Origin of the sequence: Microbacterium sp. J1-1 (assembly GCF_024498615.1) — a bacterium.
Classification (GTDB): domain Bacteria; phylum Actinomycetota; class Actinomycetes; order Actinomycetales; family Microbacteriaceae; genus Microbacterium; species Microbacterium aurugineum.
In genome coordinates, this window is the sequence record NZ_CP089590.1 from 892,533 (window position 1) to 913,145 (window position 20,613).

The following is a 20,613-nucleotide window of genomic DNA, read 5'->3' on the forward strand; positions in this document are numbered from 1 at the left end:
CTCAGCCGATCGCGATGCGCACGAGCCGCTCGACCTCGTCGATCCCGGGCATGAGCTGTGCGCTCGACCGCGCGTAGGTCTCCGCGGAGCGGCGGTAGGGATCGATCACATCGTCGTCCTCCGTGCCCGCCGTCAGGGGTCCGCGCTCTGCGGACAGCAAGGCGAGCACCGCGGCGAAGCGGGCGCGGGGTGTCTCGCCGGCGGACTCCGCGGCCGCCCGGGCGTGCTCCGGGTCCACGATCCTGCTCCACCGGGCAAGCTCCCGCGCGGTGAAGGTGCGACGCACGCGGCTCGGCATCATCCGCACGGCGTGGGCGGAATGCTCCCTGGCCATGGTGAGCACCAGGTCGGCGTCGCGCAGCAGCGGCTCCCGGAGATACCGGGCGCGGTGAGCTGCGGCGTCCTCCGCGCGCGCCCCGGCTTCCACCGCGAGGGCCTGCGCGGGTTCGGTCATCGCGTGATCGACGAGGGCGTGCGTTCCGGCGCTGTGCACGCGCACTCCCAGAGGCTCGAGGCGGGCGCGCAGCAGCACTTCGGCCAGCGGGGATCGGCAGATGTTGCCCGTGCACACCGTGAGGATCGTGAGCGGCCCCTCCTGGTCGCCCTCGCCGCCGAGCGAGCCGCCGAGGAAAGGGGCGGCACCGAAGGAGAGGGGAGCGGCGGCGGACTGCTGCCGGCGCCAGCTCCGGCGACTCATCGCGGTGGGCGGGTTCTCCTCGCCTCGCCCGCTCACGACGCCGTCCTCGCATCCGCGCCGCGACGAGCGCCCGCGCCCACGCGCACGAGGAGAACGGCGAGCACGCCGCCGAGCAGCGTGCCCGTGGTGTTCGCGATCACGTCGCTGAGCGTGGGGAAGCGGGAGGGCATGAAACCCTGCACCGACTCGATCACCGCACTCATCAGTGCGCCGATGACGACGATCTGCCAGAGTCGCAGACGCGGCAGTGCGAAGGCGAGCAGCAGACCCACGGGCACGAACAGCGCGACGTTCGCGAGCACCTCCAGCACCACGGCACTCGGGCGGTACGGGGCGATGCCCGCGTCGGCGACCCACCGGGCCATGATGCCGACCAGACCGGTGACCTTCTCGGAGACCGTCGCCGGCAGCCAGACGGTGAACCCCACGAAGAGGAGGTAGCCGACGAGCGCCACCCGTGCGATCAGCACTCCGCCGGGGACGGGGGCGAGGCGAGGGGAAGGCATGCCGTCATGGTAGCCGCGGCGGCTCCTCGATGTTCTCCGCGTCGATCGGGGTCCCGTTCAGATGCTCGATGTAGCGGAGCAGCACTCCTTCGCGCAGCGCCCACGGCGACACTTCGAGCTCCTCCAGTTCGAGCGCGGTCATCGCCACGTGTAGCGACACGGCCGCGGCCACGATCTGGAAGGTCCGGTCGGGGGTGATCCCCGGCAGTTCCTGTCTGGCCGACGCGGGAAGGCGCGCGAGCCGGGGAATCCATGAGCCGAGCGACGCCCGCGGCAGCAGCATGCGTTCGCTCCCCGACCATCCCGGCGCCGGATAGCCGACCAGGCGGGCGAGCGAGCGGATCGCTTTGGAGGAACCCACCACGTGATCGGGGCGGGGGAGGGCGACGAATCGGGGCAGGACGGTCGCGATGGTCGCCTCTGCGTGCGCGCGCAGTCTCTCGACGTCCGCCTCGCCGGGCGGGTCGTTCGGGAGGTACTGCACCGTCATGCGCCCGGCTCCGAGGGGCACGGACGCGGCGGCGTCGGGCATCTCCTCCGCTCCGGCCGCGATCTCCAGAGAGCCGCCGCCGATGTCGAGCAGCAGCAGCTGTCCGGCCGACCAGCCGAACCAGCGCCGCACGGCGAGGAAGGTCAGCTCCGCCTCGGTCTCGCCGTCGAGCACCTGCAGGGGTTGCCCCAGAGCGGCCTCGATGCGGGCGATGACTGCCGCGCCGTTGCGGGCGTCACGCACCGCGCTGGTCGCGGTGGCCAGGAGAGCGTCGACGCGCTCGGCCTCGGCGACGCGGCGGGCCTGAGTGACCGCGGTCTCGAGCGCCTGCACGCCCTCCTCCGAGATCGCGCCGTCGGGTGTGAGGTAGCGCATGAGGCGCAGCACTGTCCTGTCGCTCGTCGTCGCGAGCGGACGTCCACCGGGGCGGACGTCCGCCGCCAGCATGTGAACGGTGTTTGATCCGATGTCGAGGACTCCCAGGCGCACGGAAAGAGACTACTCGCGCCCGGATACGATGTACTGCGTGACCACCGTCGACCCCACGCTGCCGCTGTCGCCCTATCGGGAGATCGGGCGCGCGGAGTGGGCGCGTCTCGCCGCCGGGCTCGATCAGCCGCTCACCGAGACCGAGGTCGTCGAACTCCGCGGTATCGGGGATCGACTGTCCCTCACCGAGGTGCGCGAGGTGTACCTGCCGCTGAGTCGTCTGCTCAGCCTGTACGCGACGGCGACGAAGCGTCTGGGCGCCGCCACCTCGTCGTTCCTGCAGGAGGACGACACGACGACGCCCTTCGTCGTCGGCGTCGCGGGCTCGGTCGCGGTCGGCAAGTCGACGATCGCCCGTCTGCTGCGCGAGCTGATGAGCCGCTGGCCCGGCACCCCGCGAGTGGAGCTGGTCACCACCGACGGCTTCCTCTACCCGAACGCCGAACTCGAACGCCGCGGCATCATGGACCGCAAGGGCTTCCCGGAGTCGTACGACCGGCGTGCGCTGATCGAGTTCCTGACCGAGGTGAAGAGCGGGGCCACCGAAGTGCGCGCGCCCTTCTACTCCCACATGCGCTACGACATCGTCCCCGACGCGAACGTCGTGGTGCGTCGCCCCGACGTCGTCATCGTCGAGGGGTTGAACGTGTTGCAGCCGCCGCCCGCCCCGAACGACGTCGCCGTGAGCGACCTGTTCGATTTCTCGATCTTCGTCGATGCCGACACCTCGCACATCGAGAAGTGGTACGTCGATCGCTTCCTCGCTCTGCGGCAGGCGGCGTTCAGCAACCCCTCGTCCTATTTCAACGTGTTCGCCCATCTCACCGATGAGGAGGCGATCACGACCGCCCTCGGGTATTGGAACGAGATCAACATGCCCAACCTCGTCGAGAACGTGATGCCCACGCGACACCGCGCGCGACTCGTGCTGCGCAAGGGCGCCGACCATGACGTCGAGAGCGTGCTGCTGCGCAAGCTCTGAGGAGCACACCGACCGAAATATTGTTCGGACGACTCGCAAAAATCCCGGCTTACTCTTGTTCGCATGTGTGGAATCGTCGGATACGTGGGCCCGCGCCCCAGCCAGGACATCCTTCTTGCCGGCCTCGCCCGCCTCGAGTACCGCGGCTATGACTCCGCGGGCGTCGCCGTGATCGACGGTGACGGATCCCTCGGCATGCGGAAGAAGGCGGGCAAGCTCGCGAAGCTGCGCGACTCGCTTGCCGACGCGCCGCTCCCCGACGGGTCGACCGGTATCGGTCACACGCGCTGGGCGACGCACGGCGGACCGACCGACGTCAACGCCCACCCGCACCTGGCCGACGACGACAGGCTCGCCGTCATCCACAACGGCATCATCGAGAACTTCTCGGCCCTGCGCGAAGAGCTGCTCGCTGACGGTGTGGTGTTCCGCAGCGAGACCGACACCGAGGTCGCAGCCGCCCTGCTCGGGCGTGAGTACGCCGGCAACGGCGGAGACCTGCAGCTCGCCTTCCGCAACGTCGTGAACCGCCTCGAGGGGGCGTTCACGCTTCTCGCGATGCACCAGGACCACCCGGGCCTCGTGGTCGGCGCCCGCCGCAACTCGCCGCTCGTGATCGGTCTCGGAGAGGGCGAGAACTTCCTCGGCTCCGACGTGGCCGCCTTCATCGAGCACACGCGCAAGGCCTTGGCGATCGGCCAGGACCAGATCGTCTCGATCACCCCCGATTCCATCAGCGTCATCGACTTCGCCGGTACCCCGGTCGAGCCCGAGCCCTTCGACGTCTCGTGGGACGCCGCCGCCGCCGAGAAGGGCGGATGGTCGAGCTTCATGGCCAAGGAGGTCTCCGAGCAGCCCGAGGCCGTGGCGAACACGATCCGCGGCCGCATCCAGGACGGCCAGGTCGTCATCCCCGAGCTCGACGGCCTCGACGACCTCTTCACCGGGATCAACCGCGTCATCATCACCGCGTGCGGCACGGCTTCGTACGCGGCCCTCGTCGGCAAGTATGCGATCGAGCAGTGGGCGCGCGTCGCGGTCGACGTCGAGCTCGCGCACGAGTTCCGCTACCGCGATCCGGTGATCGGCGTCGACACCCTCGTCGTGTCGATCAGCCAGTCGGGCGAGACCATGGACACCCTGATGGCCGTGAAGTACGCCCGCGAGCGAGGCGCCCGCACGCTCTCGATCTGCAACACCCAGGGTGCGACCATCCCGCGCGAGTCGGACGCCGTCGTCTACACCCACGCCGGCCCCGAGGTCGCGGTCGCCTCGACCAAGGCGTTCTCGGCGCAGATCACCGCCCTGCTGCTGCTCGGCCTGCACATGGGGCGCGTGCGCGGCACCGTGGCCGACGCCTCGACCGACGTCGCGGAACTCACCGAGCTGCCCGCGAAGATCGCCGAGGTCCTCGAGAGCGAGCAGGAGCACGTCACCCAGCTCGCCGGATGGATGGCCGACACCCGGTCGGTGCTGTTCCTCGGTCGCCACGTCGGCTTCCCGATCGCCCTCGAAGGTGCGCTCAAGCTCAAGGAGATCTCCTACATCCACGCGGAGGGCTTCGCCGCGGGCGAGCTCAAGCACGGTCCGATCGCGCTGATCGAGCCGGGGCAGCCCGTGTTCGTGCTGGTGCCGTCCCCGCGTCACTCCGCGCTCGTGCACTCGAAGGTCGTCTCGAACATCCAGGAGATCCGTGCTCGCGGTGCCCGGGTGATCGTGGTCGCCGAAGAGGGCGATGCGGCCGTGCTGCCGTTCGCCGACGAGGTCATCCACATCCCGCTCGCCGGAGCGATGTTCGAGCCGCTGCTCTCGGTCGTGCCGCTGCAGATCTTCGCGATGGCGCTCGCGACCGCGAAGGGCCTGGACGTGGACCAGCCCCGGAACCTCGCGAAGTCCGTCACAGTCGAGTAAGACCGGCTTCGAATCACGCGAATGGCTCCGTTTCCACCGGAAACGGAGCCATTCGCGCGACATCAACCGGAAGCATGCTCGATAGGCTGAACGGATGATCATCGGCACCGGCATCGACCTCGTGGACATCCCGCGGTTCGAGCGCACGATGACCCGGACCCCCCGCCTCCTGGAGCGGCTCTTCGCCCCGTCGGAGCGCCCGCTGCGTCTTCCTTCCCTGGCGGCGAGGTATGCGGCCAAAGAGGCGCTGATCAAAGCACTCGGCGGCTCGGACGGGGTGCACTGGATCGAGATCGAGATCGCCTCGGAGGCGTCGGGTCGTCCGCACTTCGTCCTCTCCGGCTCGACGGCCGCGGTCGTCGAGGAGCGCGGCATTCGCACCCTGCATCTGACCCTCACCCACGACGCGGACCTCGCTGCCGCGTTCGTCGTCGCAGAAGGAGCGCCGCTGTGACCGTCCCGTTCCGTGAGGCGACCATCGACCTCGATGCCGTCGCCGACAACGTGCGGCACTTCCGCCGCCTCACCGGAGTCGAGGTGATCGCGGTCGTCAAGGCCGGCGCCTACGGACACGGTGCTGCCGCGACCGCTGTCGCCGCGCTCTCCGCCGGAGCGACACACCTCGGCGTCGCCGAGATCCCCGAGGCCCTCGAACTGCGCAGGCAGGGCGTGCACGCCCCGATCATGGCCTGGCTGCACGCGCCGGGCGAGCGGTTCGAGCATGCCGCGGCCCAAGACGTGGAGATCGGTGTCTCCTCCTTCGATCAGCTCGAGGCCGCCGCTGCCGCTGCCGCCGTCGATCGTCCGGTCGGGGTGCACCTCAAGTTCGAGACGGGGCTGTCGCGCAACGGCATCGCTCCGGCCGACTGGGGGCGGGTGCTGGCCGAGGCCGCGCGTCTGGAGCGGATCGGACGACTGCGTATCGTCGGCCTCTTCAGCCACCTCTCCAACACCTCCGCGGAGGACGACCGGGCCGCGCTGGCGAAGTTCGAGGAAGGCGTCGCCGCGGCCGCCTCCTTCGGTATCCATCCTGAGATCCGGCACATCGCCGCCACCGCCGCAGCGATCGACCTGCCCGAGATGCGGCTCGATGCCGTGCGCATCGGCATCGGGCTCTTCGGCCTCTCGCCGTTCGACGACCGCAGCTCCGCCGAGCTCGGTCTGCGTCCGGCGATGACGCTGCGCGGAGCGATCGCCGCGGTCCGCCGGGTGCCCGCGGGCACGGGGGTCTCCTACGGTTACGCCCACCGCACGGATCGGGACACGACGCTGGTGCTCGTGCCTCTCGGATACGCCGACGGTGTGCCCCGGAACGCCTCGGGCAGGCTCCCCGTCTCGATCGGCGGACGGCGGTTCGTGAACGTCGGGAGGATCGCGATGGATCAGTTCGTCGTCGACGTCGGTGACACGCCGGTCTCGGTCGGGGACGAGGTGGTCCTGTTCGGCGATCCCACCCTCGGTGTGCCCTCGGCGGCGGACTGGGCGGCGGCTGCCGGCACGATCAACTACGAGATCGTCACGCGTATCGGTCCCCGGGTGCCGCGGAGGACGTCGTGAGCGTGGACCCCGCTTTCCTCGGCAGACGGGAGATCGCGACCTCCGAGGAGATGGAGCATCTCGGCTTCCGGATCGGTGAGCAGCTGGAGGCGGGCGACCTGCTCATCCTCACCGGACCGCTGGGCGCCGGGAAGACGACGTTCACCCGTGGTCTCGCCGAAGGGCTCGGTGTGCGCGGACCCGTGCAGAGTCCGACCTTCGTGATCGCCCGCACCCACCCTTCGCTGGTCGGGCGTGCGCCGCTCGTGCACGTCGACGCGTACCGACTCGGATCGGCGGCGGAACTCGAGGACCTCGACCTCGACCTTGAGCGCTCGGTGGTGGTGATCGAGTGGGGGAGGGGGATGGCCGAGGATCTCGCGGACGCGTGGTGGGACATCGAGCTCGAACGACCGGTTGGCGTCTCCGAACTCGACTCCGTGGAACTCGACCCCTCGGACCTCGACGCGGATGCCCCGCGGATCGTGACCATCGTGCGCGAGGGGACCCCATGAGTGCGGCGACGTCCCCCCTCGTCGCCGTGATCATCGACGACGACCCGGGCGTCCGCTCGCTCCTGGACGAGGTGTTCCTGGCCGCCGGCTTCGAGACCTTCCTCGCAGGTTCCGGCCCGGACGGGATCGCGGCCGTCGAGCAGCACCGCCCGGTGATCACCACCCTCGACATCAACCTGCCGGGGATCGACGGCTTCGAGGTCGCGCGACGGATCCGGCAGGTCAGCGACACCTTCATCATCATGCTCTCGGCCCTGTCGGACGAGTCCGATGTGGTCCTCGGTCTGACCTCCGGAGCGGACGAGTACCTCGTGAAGCCGTTCCGACCCCGTGAGCTGCGTGCGCGCATCCAGGCCCTGCTGAGGCGCCCGCACCCCGCGGCCCCGCCGCCGGCCACCGAGTCACGCCCAGCGACTGCAAGCGAGCCGTCCGCCGACGGTGCGACGGTGCTGACGTGGCGGGGCCGGGTGCATCGCGACCTCAGCCTCGATCTGGACACACGGCTGGTGCTCGTCGGCCAGAAGCGCATAGATCTCACTCCCACGGAGTTCGACCTGCTCGCGGCGATCCTCGAGGCGAACATCCGGGTGTCCAGCAAAGCGGAGCTCGCGCGTGGACTGCGGGGAGCACCACCGGGGTCGAACGATTACGTGAGTGAACCGGACAAGCGGGCGATCGAGACGCACATCGCGAATCTGCGGCGGAAGCTGGGTGACAGCTCGGCGAATCCGCGCTACATCGAGACCGTGCGCGGAGTCGGTTACCGCCTGACTCCCGCTGATGACACGGGAGGCTGAACCGGGCGGGGCCGCGGCTCCCCAGCCGCGGCCCCGGCGCCTGCGAATCCCCACTCGCGTGGCCCCGGCGTCTGCGTTGTTCCCCAGTCGCAGTATCGGCCCCACTCAGAATGCTAGAGGTGCGCGGTCACCTGAAGAGCGGGCTCGACGGATCTTTGAGTAATCTTGCGGGAAACCTGAGCTTCGAGCGGAAAGGCGAGCGTCGATGATCCGCACCGTGTCGATCTGGCGCTGGCAACTGGTCTTCACCGGCAGCGTGGTCGCGATCGTCGTGATGGTCACGGCCTTCAAACCCGAGACTTTCGCCAACACCTTGGTCGTCGCGGGGGCCGTGCTGGTCCTCGTCACCAGCGTGCTCACGCTGGCCGTGCCGTGGCACCGTCTGCCGCGCTCCGCCGCTGCCGTCGTGCCGCTCCTGGATGCGCTCGCGATCGGCTTCACCACCAATGCGCCGGACCTCCGCCTGGGGTTCCTGTGGGTCTTCCCCGTCGTCTGGCTGGCCACGTACTTCACCCTGCCGTGGGTGTTCGGCGGCATCGTCTTCATCAGCGCCACCCTCGTGCTCTTCGCCGAGCAGAGCGGCTCGCCGGCGGACATCCTGCTGCGACTCCTCACGCTCGTCATCACCCTGGGGTTCCTCGGCGTGACGGTGCGCATCGGTGCACAGCGCTCTCGGGCGGCACGTCGGCTTCTGCAACGTCGTTCCGAGCAGGTCAATCGTGCCGCGGTGCGAGCGGAGGCGAATCAGCGGCGGGTGATCCAGATCGTCGACGCTCTGAGCGTCGCCCTCGTCGTCGTGACGGCGGGAGGGCGCATCCTGCAGATGAACGACGCGTACCGTGCGCTCTACGGCCGCGACCGCTTCGGCGCGGAGCTCTCCACGGCCGCCGTCGAGTACGACGCCCGACGGGGCGTCGCGTTGCCCCCCTCCCGCACCTCCCTCGCCCGCGCCGCCAGCGGAGAGAAACTCGATGCCGAGCGTGTGTGGTTGTTCGACGGCGCGGGACAATGGCGGGCCCTCGAGGTGAGCACGCAGCCGATGGCCAGCGCCGGCGAGGGCGAGGCGATCACGCTGGTCGTGATCGACGACGTGACCGCGCGGCTCGAGGTCGACGAGGAACGCCGGGCCTTCAACGCCATGATCTCGCACGAGTTGCGCAACCCCCTCACCGCGATCGTCGGCCACGTGGACCTTCTCCGTGAGCGCGAAGACCTGCCGGGGCGGGTGCCTGCACAGCTCGAGATCATCGCGAACGCGGGTGAGCGCATGCACGACCTGGTCACGAGCATCCTCCGGCAGACGAGTCACACCGCCCGAGATCCTTTCGAATCCGTGGATCTGCGTGAGGTCGTCGAATCGGCGGCGGCATCGTACGCTCCCGTCATCTCGAGCAACAGGCAGACGCTGCGGGTCGAAGGCGCCGAGAGCCTGGTGATCTCGGGCGACGCCTTCCGGCTGCGGCAGGTCGTCGACAATCTGCTCAGCAACGCCGCGAAGTACACCCCCGCGGGCGGACACATCGGTGTCGACCTCGACACGATGGCGGGCGACCAGGCGGTGGTCACGATCGTCGACGACGGATTCGGTATGGCGGCAGACGACGTCGCTCGCGTGTTCGAGCCCTACTTCCGCACCGACAGCGCCGTGCGCGCCGGCATCGGCGGCACCGGCCTCGGGATGGGCATCGTGCGGGAGATCGTCGCCGCGCATGAAGGCAGTATCGACATCGCCAGTGAGGTCGGTGTCGGCACCCGCGTGACTCTGCGCTTCCCGCAGCGTCGAGTGATGGAGGCTCAGGCATGACCCCGCTCGTTCCCGTCAACGTCGACATCACGACCAGCATGGTCGCGGTCGTCACGGTCCTCACCGCGCTGGTGATCGGTCTGGGCACCCTCGCGCGCCCGAGCAGGGCGACCGTCACGTGGGGGGCGGCCTTCGGCCTGGGGATGCTCGGCGCCTACCTCTGGCTCGCGGGGCAGCAGATGACCGAGACCAGGGCTCTGCTCGCCGCCGCCTCGGCCCTGCTGCTGTGCTTCGAGCCGTTGGTGTGGATCGGTCTGCGGATGCACTTCGGCCGCCGCGCACGCTGGTGGGTGGTGATTCTCTTCCTCGTCATCGCGCCGACCCTGCTGGTGACGACGGCGGACAACCCGTGGTATCTGCCGTCGTTCCACCTCGTCTTCCTGGGCAGCGCCGTCTTCGGCGGGCTCGTGGCCTACGAGTTGCTCCGCGATCGCCCTGCCGCGAGGGACATCGTGCTCCCGCTGGCGCTCGCCTCCTGTGGACTGGTCGTGGTCGCGGTCGTGAGCACCGTGTCCGCACTGCTGTCGGGCGGGGCGGCGGTCGGAGCGCAACTGAGCGCGCTGCGCGGCATGAACGCCGTCGGAACCGTGGTGGTGAGCACCTGCGCCGCGTTCACCCTCGTCCTGATGGTGCGGGTGGAGTCGAAGAAGAGCGATGTCAGGGATTTCATGGAGCGTGCGCGTCGTCGGCTCCGCAAGGCCGAAGCGCAGAACGACTTCCCGTGGTCGGTGCTCGACATCCGACTCGACGACCCCGCCGATCTCCGAGAGGCATCGACGGGTTCCGCGTTCGCGGCCATCGTCGATCGGTTCCACCAGGACATCCAGGAGGCCCTGCCCGCATCGGCCGACGCCGACCGGGTCGAGGACGGTCGGGCGATCGTCGTGATCCGCGGGGGTGACGAGTCGGTGCGCCACCATCTGCGGGAGATCCTGACCCGGATCTCGGTGATCGACAGGGAGACGACGACCGGGATCCGGTCGTCTGCGAGCATCGGCTGGGCGACGGCTTCGGTCGTCGGATTCGACTTCGACCTGCTCGTGGCCACGGCGGAGCAGGCGGCCGGCCGAGCGCGAGCCGCGGGAGGCGACCAGTGGAAGCGGGCCGACGCCGCGGATCTGGCGCGGGTCGTGACCCCCGTCGACTAGGAGTCTCGGGACTCCCGGCCCCGGGCGAGGGCAGCGGCGATCGCGCCCTCCGCATCGGCGCCGGTCTCGGCCGCGGCCGACACGTTCTCGGCGACGACCGCCTCGATGATCTCGGTGCGCTGGATGCGGGTCTCGCGCGGGGCCTTCACGCCGATGCGCACGCTGTCGCCCTTGATCTCGAGCAGCGTGATCTCGATGTCGCCGTCGATGCGCACGCTCTCACCGATCCGCCTCGTCAAAACCAGCATTCGTTCAGCCTACTGCCGCCGAGACGGCTCCGACCGCGGGCGAGGGCGCGGGGGCATCTCGGACGACGCCGACGGTCTCGATCGTGAGCGCGGCGGAGGTCGCCTCGGTGTACGAGAGCACCGGCAGCCCGTCGGTCTGTGCGGACACGAGCCGACGTACCGCCGGACGCAGCGAGGGGGCACACACCAGGACCGGTTCGCCCCCCTCGCGCACCGAGGTGACCGCCTGCTTCACCGACTCCACGACGGCCTCCATCCGCTGCGGGTCGAACACGATCTGAGTGCCCTCGTCGCTCGTACGCAGGCTCTCGAGCATCGCCTGCTCGAGAAGCGGATTGATCATCACCACCCGTAGGACGCCGCCATCCGCGAACCGCGCCGCGATCGCCGGGCCGAGAGCAGCCCGTGCGGCTTCGATCAGGCCCTCCGGATCGGTGGAGACCCTCGCCCGCAGCGCGAGTGCTTCGTAGATGCGGCTGAGGTCGTTGATCGGAACCCGCTCTGCGAGGAGTCCCTGGAGCACGCGCTGCACCTCGGCGAGCGACAGCAATGCCGGGGTGAGCTCCTCGACCGCGGCGGGGGAGGCCTGTTTGAGCGCGTCCGTGAGCTGGCGCACGTCTTCTCGGCTGAGCAGCCGCGCGGCGTGGGCGTGGATCACGCTGGAGAGGTGCGTGATGATCACGCTCGCCCGGTCGACCACGGTGGCTCCCGAGAACTCGGCGCTGTGGCGCATCTCGAGGGGGATCCACTTGCCCTCGAGCCCGAACACCGGGTCGAGCGTCGCGGCGCCGGGGAGGGACTCCAGGCCCTGCCCGAGCGCGAGGACGGAGCCGGCCGGAGCGGTGCCCCTCCCGGTCTCGACCCCGGCGATGCGGATGACATAGGTGGACTGGGGCAGCTCGATGCTGTCCCGGGTGCGCACCGGCGGCGCGATGAGTCCCAGATCGAGGGCGATCCGCCGTCGCAATGCCTTCACGCGCGCGAGGAGGTCATCGGGTCCTCCGGTGACCAGATCGACGATGTCGGGGGAGAGCAGGATCTCGAGCGGGTGCACGCGCATCTTCTCGATCAGCTCCTCCGGCTGATCCGCGGGGGCCGGCGTCGTCGTCTGCGCGGCGATGGCTTCGTCACGCTTCTGCGTCGCCTTGATGCGCTGCGCGATCAGCAGCAGAAGGGCGCCGATCGCCACGAACGGCAGCATCGGCATGTGCGGGATGAGCGACATGATGATCGCGGCGCAACCGGCGATGATGAGCGCATTGCGGGACTGACCGAGCTGCGCGGACGCGGCGCTGCCCATCTCGGCTTCCGCTGTCGAACGGGTCACGATCATGCCGGTGGACACCGCCATCAGCAACGCCGGGATCTGCGTGACGAGTCCGTCGCCGATGGTGAGGAGGCTGTACGTGCTCACGGCCCCGTCGATCGTCATGCCGTGCTGGACGATCCCGATCGCGATGCCGCCGACCACGTTGATGATGATGATGACGAGTCCGGCGATCGCGTCGCCCTTGACGAACTTGGAGGCACCGTCCATGGCGCCGTAGAAGTCGGCCTCTGCGGCGACCTCGGCGCGACGTTCCCGGGCTTCGGCGTCGGTGATGAGTCCCGCATTGAGGTCGGCGTCGATCGCCATCTGCTTGCCGGGCATGGCATCGAGGGTGAACCTCGCCCCGACCTCCGCGACGCGCTCCGCGCCCTTGGTCACCACCACGAACTGGATGACGACGAGGATCAGGAAGACGACGGCGCCGATGATGAGCGAGCCGCCGACGGCGATCGCACCGAACGCCTCGATGACCTGTCCGGCGTAGGCCTCCCCGAGCACCAGACGCGTGGAGGCGACGTTGAGACCCAGCCGGAACAGCGTCGCCACGAGCAGCAGCGAGGGGAACACCGAGAAGTCGAGGGGCTTCTTCACGAACATCGACGTGAGCAGGATCACGAGCGCGAACATGATGTTCAGGATGATCAGGATGTCGAGCAGGAACGGTGGCACCGGGACGACGAGCAGCATGATGATGCCGACGACGCCGACGGGCACCATGAGCTTGAGGAAGAGCTGTCTCATACGGTCCTCCGATAGGGAAGGGAATGGATGCCGCGCGCGGCCCCGCGCCGCCGCAGGGCGTCGACGAACACGAGTACGCGGGCGACGGCGTTGTACAGGTCCTCGGGGATCTCCTGACCCAGTTCGCACGCGGCGTGCAGGGCACGAGCGAGCGAGACCTCACGCACCATCGGGACACCGGTCCGTGTCGCTTCCTCGCGAATGCGCTCCGCGACGACGCCGCTGCCCTTCGCGACGACCTTGGGTGCGGCGCGTCCGACCTCGTATCGGAGCGCGACGGCGATGTGCGTGGGATTGACGAGGACCACGTCGGATCCCGCGACCGCGGAGATCATGCGGTTGCGGCTGATGGCCAGCTGTCGGGAACGCCGCTGCTGACGGATCAGGGGGTCGCCCTCGGAGTTCTTGTTCTCGTCGCGCACCTCGCGCTTGGTCATGCGGGTGTGCTTGCGGTTGCGTCGCATCACGACGAACATGTCGATCGCGGCCAGTACCAGTCCGACGGCGATGGCGGTCTGCAGGAGGGCGGCCGTCCCCTCGCTCGCGGTGCCGAGCAGCCGCGAGATCGAGTGTGCGCCGCTGGCGGTCAGCACGGGCATCAGGCTCGCGATCACGAACCACAGCGCGATGCCGATGGCCGCGGTCTTCAGGAGCGCTTTGGCGCCCTCCCAGAGGGCCTGCATGCCGAAGACGCGGCGGATCCCGGTGACGACGTTGAACTGCTCGAAGCGTCCGGTCAGCGGTTTCAGGTGGACCCCGCCCTGGACCACCGCGCCGATCAGCGTGACGATCGCGACCGCGGCCAGCATCACGGCGAGCGTGGGGAGCACGGAGGCGAGGCCGCGACCGAGGGCGGTGAGTGCCGCTTCCGGCGTCGGAGTGTCGACCAGCGAGGTCAGCGTGAGCAGCTGCTCGGTGCCGGCCGATGCCCCGAGGGTGATGGCAGCGGGCATGGTGACAGCCGCGGCGCCGATGCCCAGCCACGCGGTGAGATCCTGGCTACGCGACAGCCGCCCCTTCTTGCGGGCTTCGCGCAGGTGCTTGTCGGTCGCCTTCTCACTGCGCTCGCCGCTGTCCGTGCCGCTCATTCCTGCACCCCCTGCATCATCTTGAGGGCCTGTACGGCGAGGGCGTCCACGATGCCGGGCAGGACCGCGTAGACCGCTCCGGCCAGCAGGAGGGTCAGCAGGATCTTCACCGGGAAGCCCATCGCGAAGGCGTTGAGGGCCGGAGCCACACGCGTGATGAGGCCGAGCCCGACGTCGGCCAGGAAGAGCACGAGGACGAGCGGCCCGGCGATCTGCACGGCGGCCAGCACCATCTGCGAGACGCCGTCGACCAAGAGCTCCGCGGGACCGGACACCTCGAACACGCCGTCGAGCGGGACGGCGTCGAAGCTGCGCGCGAGTCCCGCGAGGATCAGCTGATAGCCCCCCGATGCGAACAGCAGGGTCAGCGCGGTCAAGTGGAAGAGGCGGGTGAACTGGGCGCCGTTCACGAGCGAGTGCGGGTCGAACGCCTGAGCGAGCTGGAAGCCGCCGAACACGTCGATCAGGCTGCCGGCGGCCTGGAGTGCCGAGAAGCACAGCAGCACCAGGAAGCCCAGGAGCGCACCGGTGACCAGCTGCAGCACCAGCGTGCCCAGGAAGGGTCCGGTGTCGAGGTTCTCGTATCCGGGGGAGACGGCCGTGCCGACGGCGAGCGAGAGGCCGATCGCGAGCATCGCCTTCACCCGCACCGGGATCGCCCCGTACGAGAAGGGCGGGGCGATCATGATGAACGCGGTGATGCGGACCGCGGCGAGCATCGTCGCCTCCAGCCACGCGAAATCGATGGGGATGAACACCGCGTCATCCGCTCAGGAGCGAGGGGATGCGGGCGAACATCTCGGTGGTGAACGCGATCATCTCCGCGATCATCCAGTTCCCGGCGATCAACAGGGCGATCCCGACCGCCACGATCTTCGGCACGAACGAGAGCGTCACCTCCTGCACCTGGGTGATGGACTGCAGCAGCGAGATCGCGAAACCCACCACGAGGGCGGTGACCAGGACCGGAGCGGCGAGCTTCGCGGCGATGATCAGCCCCTGGGTGCCGATGTCGATCACGGCTTCGGGGCTCATCCGACACCTCCATAGCTCTCCAGGAGGGCACGGATGATGAGCCCCCATCCGTCGACCAGGATGAACAGCAGGATCTTGAACGGCAGCGAGATCATGACGGGCGGCAGCATCATCATGCCCATTGACATGAGAGCCGCGGCGACCACGAGGTCGATCACCAGGAACGGCACGAAGATGACGAAGCCGATGATGAACGCGGCGCGCAGTTCGGAGATCATGAACGCCGGGATGAGCGTGTACATCGGCACGCTCGTCGGATCCTCCGGGTTGGGCTGACCCGCCATCCGCGTCATGAGCGCGAGGTCCTCCTCGCGCGTGAACCGCAGCATCCACTCCTGCAGCGGCAGTTGGCCGACGTCGATGGCCTGGGCGAACGTGTACGTGCCGTCGATGTACGGCTGCACCGCGACGGTGTTGATCTCGGTCAGCACCGGCCACATGATGAACAGCGACAGGAACAGCGACAGTCCTGCCAACACCTGGTTCGGCGGGATCGTGGGCAGGGACAGGGCGTTGCGTGTCATCGCGAGCACGACGAAGATCTTCGTGAACGACGACATCATCAGCAGCAGCGCAGGCGCCACCGAGAGCAGGGTGATGCCGAGCAGCGTCAGGATCGAGCCCGAGGGGGAGCCGTCGACACCGTTGATGTCGATCGTGACGCCGTCGCCGGGATCGTCGGGGGTCACGGCTGCGTGTGCCGGGCTGCCGGCGGCCAGCGTCAGCACGAGCACCAGAGCGAAGGCGACGGCGAGGAGCAGCGCGACCCGTCGCAGCGCGCGGCCGTCGGCGGCCCCACCGGGCATGCTCATCGCGTGCGCCGGATGGCCTCGGCGGTCTGCCGCCAGGTTTCGGGGGAGAGGATGGAACCGCGCAGCGGATCGTTCCGGTGGCGCACGCGTCGCTGCGGCACCTGCGCCGCGACGGCGGAGGTCGTGTCCTCGGTGCGCGCGGTCGCGGCGAGGATGCGGTCGAACTCGGCCGCGTCGGAGGCCGCTTCGGAGGTCGCGGCCGACCACACCGGTGTCGCCGGATCGTCGGGCAGGGCCGCGGGCTTGACGGGCAAACGGTCCACCACGTTGACGCCGTGTTCGGTGACGCCCAGCACGTAGCGGGCGTCTTCGGTCTGGACCACGACGATCTGCGCCTTCGGGCCCACTCCCTGGCGGCCCAGCACCGTGATGACCTCACCGTCGCGTCGCCGCACGGCGGTGCGCGAGACCCGGCGCTGCAGGAACCAGAGCAGCCCGAGCACCGCTGCGAGGGAGAGCGCGACCCGCAGCCCGAGCAGGAGGTCGTCCAGGATCAGGCCTCGACGTTCTCGAGGATGCGGGTGATCCGCACCGCATAGTCCTGGTCGACGACGACGACCTCACCATGCGCGATGACCCGGCCGTTGAGCTTGACGTCGGCGGGTGCACCGGCCGAGCGGTCGAGTTCGACGATGCGTCCCGGCTCGAGGCCGAGCACGTCGCGCACGGCCATCCTGGTGCGGCCGATCTCGACCGTCAGCTCCATCTCGACGCCGGCGATGCGGTGCAACCGGCGGGAAGAGCTCGCGGTGCCGGCCGGCGCGCGCGTGACGATCACGGCGAGGCGCCCGATCGTCCGGTCGGTGTCGTCCTGCAGGTCGAAGAGCTGGGCGGCGGGGTCGGCGAACAGAGCGGAGGCGTCGCCGATCGTGGCGTCACCAAGGGCGCCGGCCCCCAGCGCGCTCGCTGCGGCTTCGAGGGCATCGCGCAGCCGATCGCTCAGAGGCGCACCCCCGAGGCCGTCGACCAGGGCGTCGGGGTCGAACACCTGCACCGCCAGCTGCGCGCTGGCCTCGCCCACGAACGGGACGATCACGGCGTCGCCGGTGTCTCCCGACACCTGGGAGGCACGCGCGGAGGTCGCCGCGGCGGTCGGCAGCTTCGCCGCGAAAGCGGCGGCGACGGCGGACTCATAGGTGGTGGTGCTGGTCACGCGGGCTCCTCGGCGATGGCGGGATCGGGGATGGTGGTGGCGACGACGCAGGCCAGACGCGCCCCGGCGCTGCCCACGGCCGCGGTGGCGACGGTCTGATCGCCCACCGCGAGGATCATCGGTCGATCGGCGGAGTGCGGGAAGGAGACGATGTCTCCGACGGCGAGATCGAGCACCTCGCGGGGCAGCACGGCACGCGGGGCGAGCCGGAGCGCCACCTCGACGGGGGAGACCTCGACCTGACGGCGGACCAAGTCCGGCGCAGCCGAGCGATCCGCGTCCGAGGTGCGCACCGTGAAACCGGCGAGGACCGAGGCGGGCAGCATGACGCTCGCCGGGACGGCCCGACCGGCCAATCGCATCGAGAACCGCGCGACGATCACCGGTTCCCCCGAGGCCGCGACCTGCGCGAACTGGGAGCTGTACTGGATGCCGCTCACCGTGATCCCGGCGGGCAGCAACCCGTCCAGGGCACCGGTGAGGTGATCGAGGGCATCGACGATCAGGGAGCGGATCAGCGCCTGCTCGATCGGGGTGAAGGTGCGGTCTTCCGAGGAGCTGGACGAGCGTCCGCCGACCATCTGCACGATCCAGGTCGTGGCGGCGGAGGTCGGCAGCTGCACGATGAGGCGTTCGTCCGAATCGGGCAGCGCGCACACGATCATGGTGGTCGTGGTCGGGAGCGACTGCGCGTACTCGCCGTACGTCAGCATGCCGACATGCTCGACGGCGATGGTGGCGCGGACGTGGATCTTCGCCGAGAGCTGGGTCGACCACTGCCGGGAGAACGTCTCGAAGGCCAGTTCCAGGGTGCGGGTGTGCTCGCGCGAAAGGGTCGCCGAACGACCGAAGTCGTACACCTCGACTTCGGCGGTCTTCGTCGCCGTCGCTGCGCACGCTTCGGAGCGCACGCTGTCCTGAATCACCACGAACCCGACTATCGGGCGGCGACCTGCGTGCGTTAGGAGAGGAGGGGGTCAGGAGGACGGCTGCGCCGCCTGCGCTTCGGGAAGGAGGGCACGCACCTCCTCGTTCGCATCGGACAGGACGACGATGTCGACCCGTCGGTTCTGGGCCAGAGCCTCGCTGCTGTTGCCGGCGGCGATCGGCCGCGTATCACCGAACCCGACCGACTTCAGGTGGCTCGGCGGCAGCCCCGACGACTCGACCAGGTGCCGCAGCACCTGGGTGGATCGTCCGGCCGACAGTTCCCAGTTGGTGGGGTAGGGAGCGACGGAACCGCGCACGTCGGCATGACCCTCGACGGAGATCTCGTTCGGTGCGGTGACCAGCACCGAGCCGAGCGCGTCGAGGACCAGCACGGCGGTGGGGCTGAGTGCGGTGCTGTTCGTGGTGAAGAAGGTTTCCGCACTGACGAGACCGATCGTGAGCCCGCGCTCGTCGATCGTGAAGGTGACGTCGGCCTCGAGACCGTTGTCCGCGAGCACCCGCCGCAGCTTCTCCCGGAGAGCGGAGAGTTCGCTGAATTCGGTCTGTGCGGCGGCCAGGTCGACATCGGCGAAGTCGTCGCCGTCTTCGTCGACCAGTTCCGGAGGGACCACGACACCCGTGACCGCATCCACGTCGTCCGACGGTTCCTGACCGAAGCCGGTCGCGAGGGAAGCGCTGAGGGCCTCGAACTTCTCCTGGTCGACGGTCGACATCGCGAACAGCACGATGAACATGCACATGAGCACGGTGACCATGTCGAGGTACGAGGCCATCCAGCGCTCGTCCGGTCCGCTGTGCTCCTCTTGCGGCACCCGACGGCGGGCGCGCACGCTCATGGGGCCGGCTCCGTCTCCTCCGCGGCGCGAGTGCGGGTGCGCGACCGGGCGGATCGCGCCGAGGGGCGTTCGGCGACGAGTGCGCGCAGGCGTTCTCCGACGAACTGCGGCGGGGCGCCGGCCTGGATCGCGAGCATCCCCTCCATGAGCACGGTCATGCGTTCCAGCTCGAGTTCGCCGAGGCGCTGGAGCCGTCCGCCGATGGGGAGCCAGATGAAGTTCGCGGACAGCAGCCCCCACAGTGTCGCGACGAACGCGGCTGCGATCATCGGGCCGAGCGTGTCCGGCTTGTCGAGCTTCTCGAGCACGTGGGTCAGCGAGACGACGGTGCCGATGATGCCGACGGTCGGCGCGAAGCCACCGAGGGTCATGTAGAAGCGCGAGGCGGTGCGGTTGCGGGCGGCGGTCGAGGTGAGTTCGTCTTCCAACAGGGTCCGCAGGTCTTCGGCATCCGTGCCGTCGGCGATGCTCTGCAGTGCCTGGCGGAGGAACGGGTCCTTCTCCTCGTCCAGACCCTGTTCGAGGGCGAGCAGACCTTCCGCGCGCGCCTTCTCGGCGTATCCGACGACCGTGTCGATCGTGCTCGCGGCGGTGCGGCGTTCCCCGCGGAACGCCCGGGGGAGGGACTTGAGTGCGTGCAACGCGTCGCGCAGGGTGCCGCTCGCGAGGCCGACCGCGATGGTCGCGCCGAACACCAGGACCATCGGGGCCGGCAGCAGCAGGGAGCCGACGGTCGCGCCTTCGATGTTGATCATGGCGACCAGTGCGCCGAAGGCGAGGACCAGGCCGAGGATGAGGGACGGATCCATCAGAGGTCCGCCTCGGCGTCGGCGGCGATCGCGGGATTCTTCTCGTCCGCGGCGATCAGGGTCGCCGCGGTCGCGAGCACTCCGGCGCGGAACCGGGTGATCTGAGCGATCACGTCGTCCATCGTCTCGGTGACGACGAAGGTCGCGCCGTCGACCATGATGAGCGTCGTGTCCGGCGTGGCCTGGACACGTTCGATCAGGTCGGGATTCACCGCGAACCGCGAACGGTTCAGGCGCGTGAGGACGATCATGGGCTCCATCCTGGAAAGATCCGTCCGCGTTCCGGGGAACACGGACCCGACGGCCCGTCCTGGGCTGTCGGGGGTGACTGTCGGACGGAGGGCGCCGGTCGTTAGCCGGGAGGACCCGTGACGTCTGCCGGTGTGCGCGCTCAGACGGCGCGAAGGGCGTCGGCCGCGGCCGCCATCACGTTCGCATCGAGCGCGAAGTACGCCCACTTCCCCCGCTGTTCACGAGTGACCAGGCCGGCCTCCGTCAGGAGTTTCATGTGATGGGAGACCGTTCCCTGGGAGAGGCCCACGGGTTCGGTGAGGTCGCAGATGCAGGCTTCGCCGTCGGGTCCGGCGGCGATGAGGGACAGCAGTCGGACCCGCGTGGGATCGCCCAGTGCCTTGAACACCCGCGCGATGCGCTCCGCGTCCTCGGCGCTCACCGAAGGAGTGAGCGGAGGGACGCAGCACGCGGGCGCTTCGATCGTCGTCGGCAGGGTCACGA

Annotated in this window: 24 protein-coding genes; 8 read left to right on the forward strand and 16 right to left on the reverse strand. The window is 69.4% G+C overall.

The window, feature by feature from the left end; all coding sequences use genetic code 11:
* Position 1: 1 nt before the first annotated feature.
* The 3 genes from LRQ07_RS04245 to LRQ07_RS04255 are packed head-to-tail and all read right to left on the reverse strand — an operon-like array spanning position 2 to position 2,182.
* The gene (locus tag LRQ07_RS04245) at positions 2 to 733 is read right to left on the reverse strand and encodes a low molecular weight phosphatase family protein (RefSeq protein WP_256535933.1); all 732 of its coding nucleotides are present in this window, start codon (positions 731 to 733) and stop codon (positions 2 to 4) included.
* The gene (locus LRQ07_RS04250) at positions 730 to 1,203 is read right to left on the reverse strand and encodes a VanZ family protein (RefSeq protein ID WP_256535934.1); all 474 of its coding nucleotides are present in this window, start codon (positions 1,201 to 1,203) and stop codon (positions 730 to 732) included. Before LRQ07_RS04250 ends, LRQ07_RS04245 begins: the two co-directional genes overlap by 4 nt.
* A 4-nt stretch (positions 1,204 to 1,207) precedes the next feature.
* Positions 1,208 to 2,182: a Ppx/GppA phosphatase family protein gene (locus tag LRQ07_RS04255; RefSeq protein ID WP_248539806.1), complete on the reverse strand. Its 975-nt coding sequence runs from the start codon at positions 2,180 to 2,182 to the stop codon at positions 1,208 to 1,210.
* A gap of 28 nt (positions 2,183 to 2,210) precedes the next feature.
* Here LRQ07_RS04255 and coaA point away from each other — a divergent pair, with 28 nt between their 5' ends.
* The 8 genes from coaA to LRQ07_RS04295 all read left to right on the forward strand — a co-directional run bounded on the left by coaA (position 2,211) and on the right by LRQ07_RS04295 (position 10,875).
* The gene (gene coaA, locus LRQ07_RS04260; RefSeq protein ID WP_256535935.1) at positions 2,211 to 3,164 is read left to right on the forward strand and encodes a type I pantothenate kinase; all 954 of its coding nucleotides are present in this window, start codon (positions 2,211 to 2,213) and stop codon (positions 3,162 to 3,164) included.
* Positions 3,165 to 3,227: 63 nt separating this feature from the next.
* Positions 3,228 to 5,075 carry a glutamine--fructose-6-phosphate transaminase (isomerizing) gene (gene glmS, locus LRQ07_RS04265; protein ID WP_256535936.1) on the forward strand — a complete coding sequence of 616 codons (1,848 nt, stop codon included), beginning with the start codon at positions 3,228 to 3,230 and terminating at the stop codon, positions 5,073 to 5,075.
* 94 nt (positions 5,076 to 5,169) lie between these two features.
* Positions 5,170 to 5,529, forward strand: a complete 360-nt coding sequence (locus LRQ07_RS04270; protein WP_256535937.1) for a holo-ACP synthase — start codon at positions 5,170 to 5,172, stop codon at positions 5,527 to 5,529.
* The gene (gene alr, locus LRQ07_RS04275; RefSeq protein ID WP_256535938.1) at positions 5,526 to 6,632 is read left to right on the forward strand and encodes an alanine racemase; all 1,107 of its coding nucleotides are present in this window, start codon (positions 5,526 to 5,528) and stop codon (positions 6,630 to 6,632) included. Before LRQ07_RS04270 ends, alr begins: the two co-directional genes overlap by 4 nt.
* Positions 6,629 to 7,126, forward strand: coding sequence for a tRNA (adenosine(37)-N6)-threonylcarbamoyltransferase complex ATPase subunit type 1 TsaE (gene tsaE, locus LRQ07_RS04280; RefSeq protein ID WP_413775531.1), 498 nt, complete (start codon positions 6,629 to 6,631; stop codon positions 7,124 to 7,126). Before alr ends, tsaE begins: the two co-directional genes overlap by 4 nt.
* Positions 7,123 to 7,923 carry a response regulator transcription factor gene (locus tag LRQ07_RS04285; protein WP_134353112.1) on the forward strand — a complete coding sequence of 267 codons (801 nt, stop codon included), beginning with the start codon at positions 7,123 to 7,125 and terminating at the stop codon, positions 7,921 to 7,923. The genes tsaE and LRQ07_RS04285 overlap by 4 nt, the downstream gene beginning before the upstream one ends.
* A gap of 205 nt (positions 7,924 to 8,128) precedes the next feature.
* Positions 8,129 to 9,727: a sensor histidine kinase gene (locus LRQ07_RS04290; RefSeq protein WP_256535939.1), complete on the forward strand. Its 1,599-nt coding sequence runs from the start codon at positions 8,129 to 8,131 to the stop codon at positions 9,725 to 9,727.
* Positions 9,724 to 10,875: a hypothetical protein gene (locus LRQ07_RS04295; RefSeq protein WP_256535940.1), complete on the forward strand. Its 1,152-nt coding sequence runs from the start codon at positions 9,724 to 9,726 to the stop codon at positions 10,873 to 10,875. Before LRQ07_RS04290 ends, LRQ07_RS04295 begins: the two co-directional genes overlap by 4 nt.
* On the opposite strand, the gene csrA is transcribed toward LRQ07_RS04295, so the two are convergent.
* The 13 genes from csrA to LRQ07_RS04360 form a co-directional block, all read right to left on the reverse strand.
* Positions 10,872 to 11,123: a carbon storage regulator CsrA gene (csrA, locus tag LRQ07_RS04300; RefSeq protein WP_047524777.1), complete on the reverse strand. Its 252-nt coding sequence runs from the start codon at positions 11,121 to 11,123 to the stop codon at positions 10,872 to 10,874. The two genes, LRQ07_RS04295 and csrA, sit on opposite strands and share 4 nt — an antisense overlap.
* A gap of 4 nt (positions 11,124 to 11,127) precedes the next feature.
* Positions 11,128 to 13,194, reverse strand: coding sequence for a flagellar biosynthesis protein FlhA (locus LRQ07_RS04305; RefSeq protein WP_131491833.1), 2,067 nt, complete (start codon positions 13,192 to 13,194; stop codon positions 11,128 to 11,130).
* A complete protein-coding gene (locus LRQ07_RS04310) occupies positions 13,191 to 14,282 on the reverse strand; it encodes a flagellar biosynthesis protein FlhB (RefSeq protein WP_256535941.1) in 1,092 nt (363 codons plus the stop codon). The genes LRQ07_RS04305 and LRQ07_RS04310 overlap by 4 nt, the downstream gene beginning before the upstream one ends.
* Positions 14,279 to 15,040, reverse strand: coding sequence for a flagellar biosynthetic protein FliR (locus LRQ07_RS04315; protein WP_256535942.1), 762 nt, complete (start codon positions 15,038 to 15,040; stop codon positions 14,279 to 14,281). Before LRQ07_RS04315 ends, LRQ07_RS04310 begins: the two co-directional genes overlap by 4 nt.
* 4 nt (positions 15,041 to 15,044) lie before the next feature.
* Positions 15,045 to 15,317: a flagellar biosynthesis protein FliQ gene (gene fliQ / locus LRQ07_RS04320; RefSeq protein WP_047524786.1), complete on the reverse strand. Its 273-nt coding sequence runs from the start codon at positions 15,315 to 15,317 to the stop codon at positions 15,045 to 15,047.
* Complete coding sequence (fliP, locus tag LRQ07_RS04325; RefSeq protein WP_256535943.1) at positions 15,314 to 16,129, reverse strand: flagellar type III secretion system pore protein FliP; 816 nt, start codon at positions 16,127 to 16,129, stop codon at positions 15,314 to 15,316. Before fliP ends, fliQ begins: the two co-directional genes overlap by 4 nt.
* Positions 16,126 to 16,626, reverse strand: a complete 501-nt coding sequence (gene fliO, locus LRQ07_RS04330; protein ID WP_319944145.1) for a flagellar biosynthetic protein FliO — start codon at positions 16,624 to 16,626, stop codon at positions 16,126 to 16,128. The genes fliP and fliO overlap by 4 nt, the downstream gene beginning before the upstream one ends.
* The gene (gene fliN, locus LRQ07_RS04335) at positions 16,623 to 17,282 is read right to left on the reverse strand and encodes a flagellar motor switch protein FliN (RefSeq protein WP_047524792.1); all 660 of its coding nucleotides are present in this window, start codon (positions 17,280 to 17,282) and stop codon (positions 16,623 to 16,625) included. The genes fliO and fliN overlap by 4 nt, the downstream gene beginning before the upstream one ends.
* Positions 17,279 to 18,211: a flagellar motor switch protein FliM gene (locus tag LRQ07_RS04340; RefSeq protein ID WP_256535944.1), complete on the reverse strand. Its 933-nt coding sequence runs from the start codon at positions 18,209 to 18,211 to the stop codon at positions 17,279 to 17,281. The genes fliN and LRQ07_RS04340 overlap by 4 nt, the downstream gene beginning before the upstream one ends.
* A 48-nt stretch (positions 18,212 to 18,259) precedes the next feature.
* Positions 18,260 to 19,069, reverse strand: coding sequence for a flagellar motor protein MotB (locus LRQ07_RS04345; RefSeq protein WP_047524795.1), 810 nt, complete (start codon positions 19,067 to 19,069; stop codon positions 18,260 to 18,262).
* The gene (locus LRQ07_RS04350; protein ID WP_131491838.1) at positions 19,066 to 19,878 is read right to left on the reverse strand and encodes a motility protein A; all 813 of its coding nucleotides are present in this window, start codon (positions 19,876 to 19,878) and stop codon (positions 19,066 to 19,068) included. Before LRQ07_RS04350 ends, LRQ07_RS04345 begins: the two co-directional genes overlap by 4 nt.
* The gene (locus LRQ07_RS04355; RefSeq protein WP_131491839.1) at positions 19,878 to 20,129 is read right to left on the reverse strand and encodes a flagellar FlbD family protein; all 252 of its coding nucleotides are present in this window, start codon (positions 20,127 to 20,129) and stop codon (positions 19,878 to 19,880) included. Before LRQ07_RS04355 ends, LRQ07_RS04350 begins: the two co-directional genes overlap by 1 nt.
* Before the next feature lie 140 nt (positions 20,130 to 20,269).
* Entirely contained in the window at positions 20,270 to 20,611 is a 342-nt protein-coding gene (locus tag LRQ07_RS04360) for an ArsR/SmtB family transcription factor (RefSeq protein WP_232762435.1), read from the reverse strand.
* Positions 20,612 to 20,613: the final 2 nt, after the last annotated feature.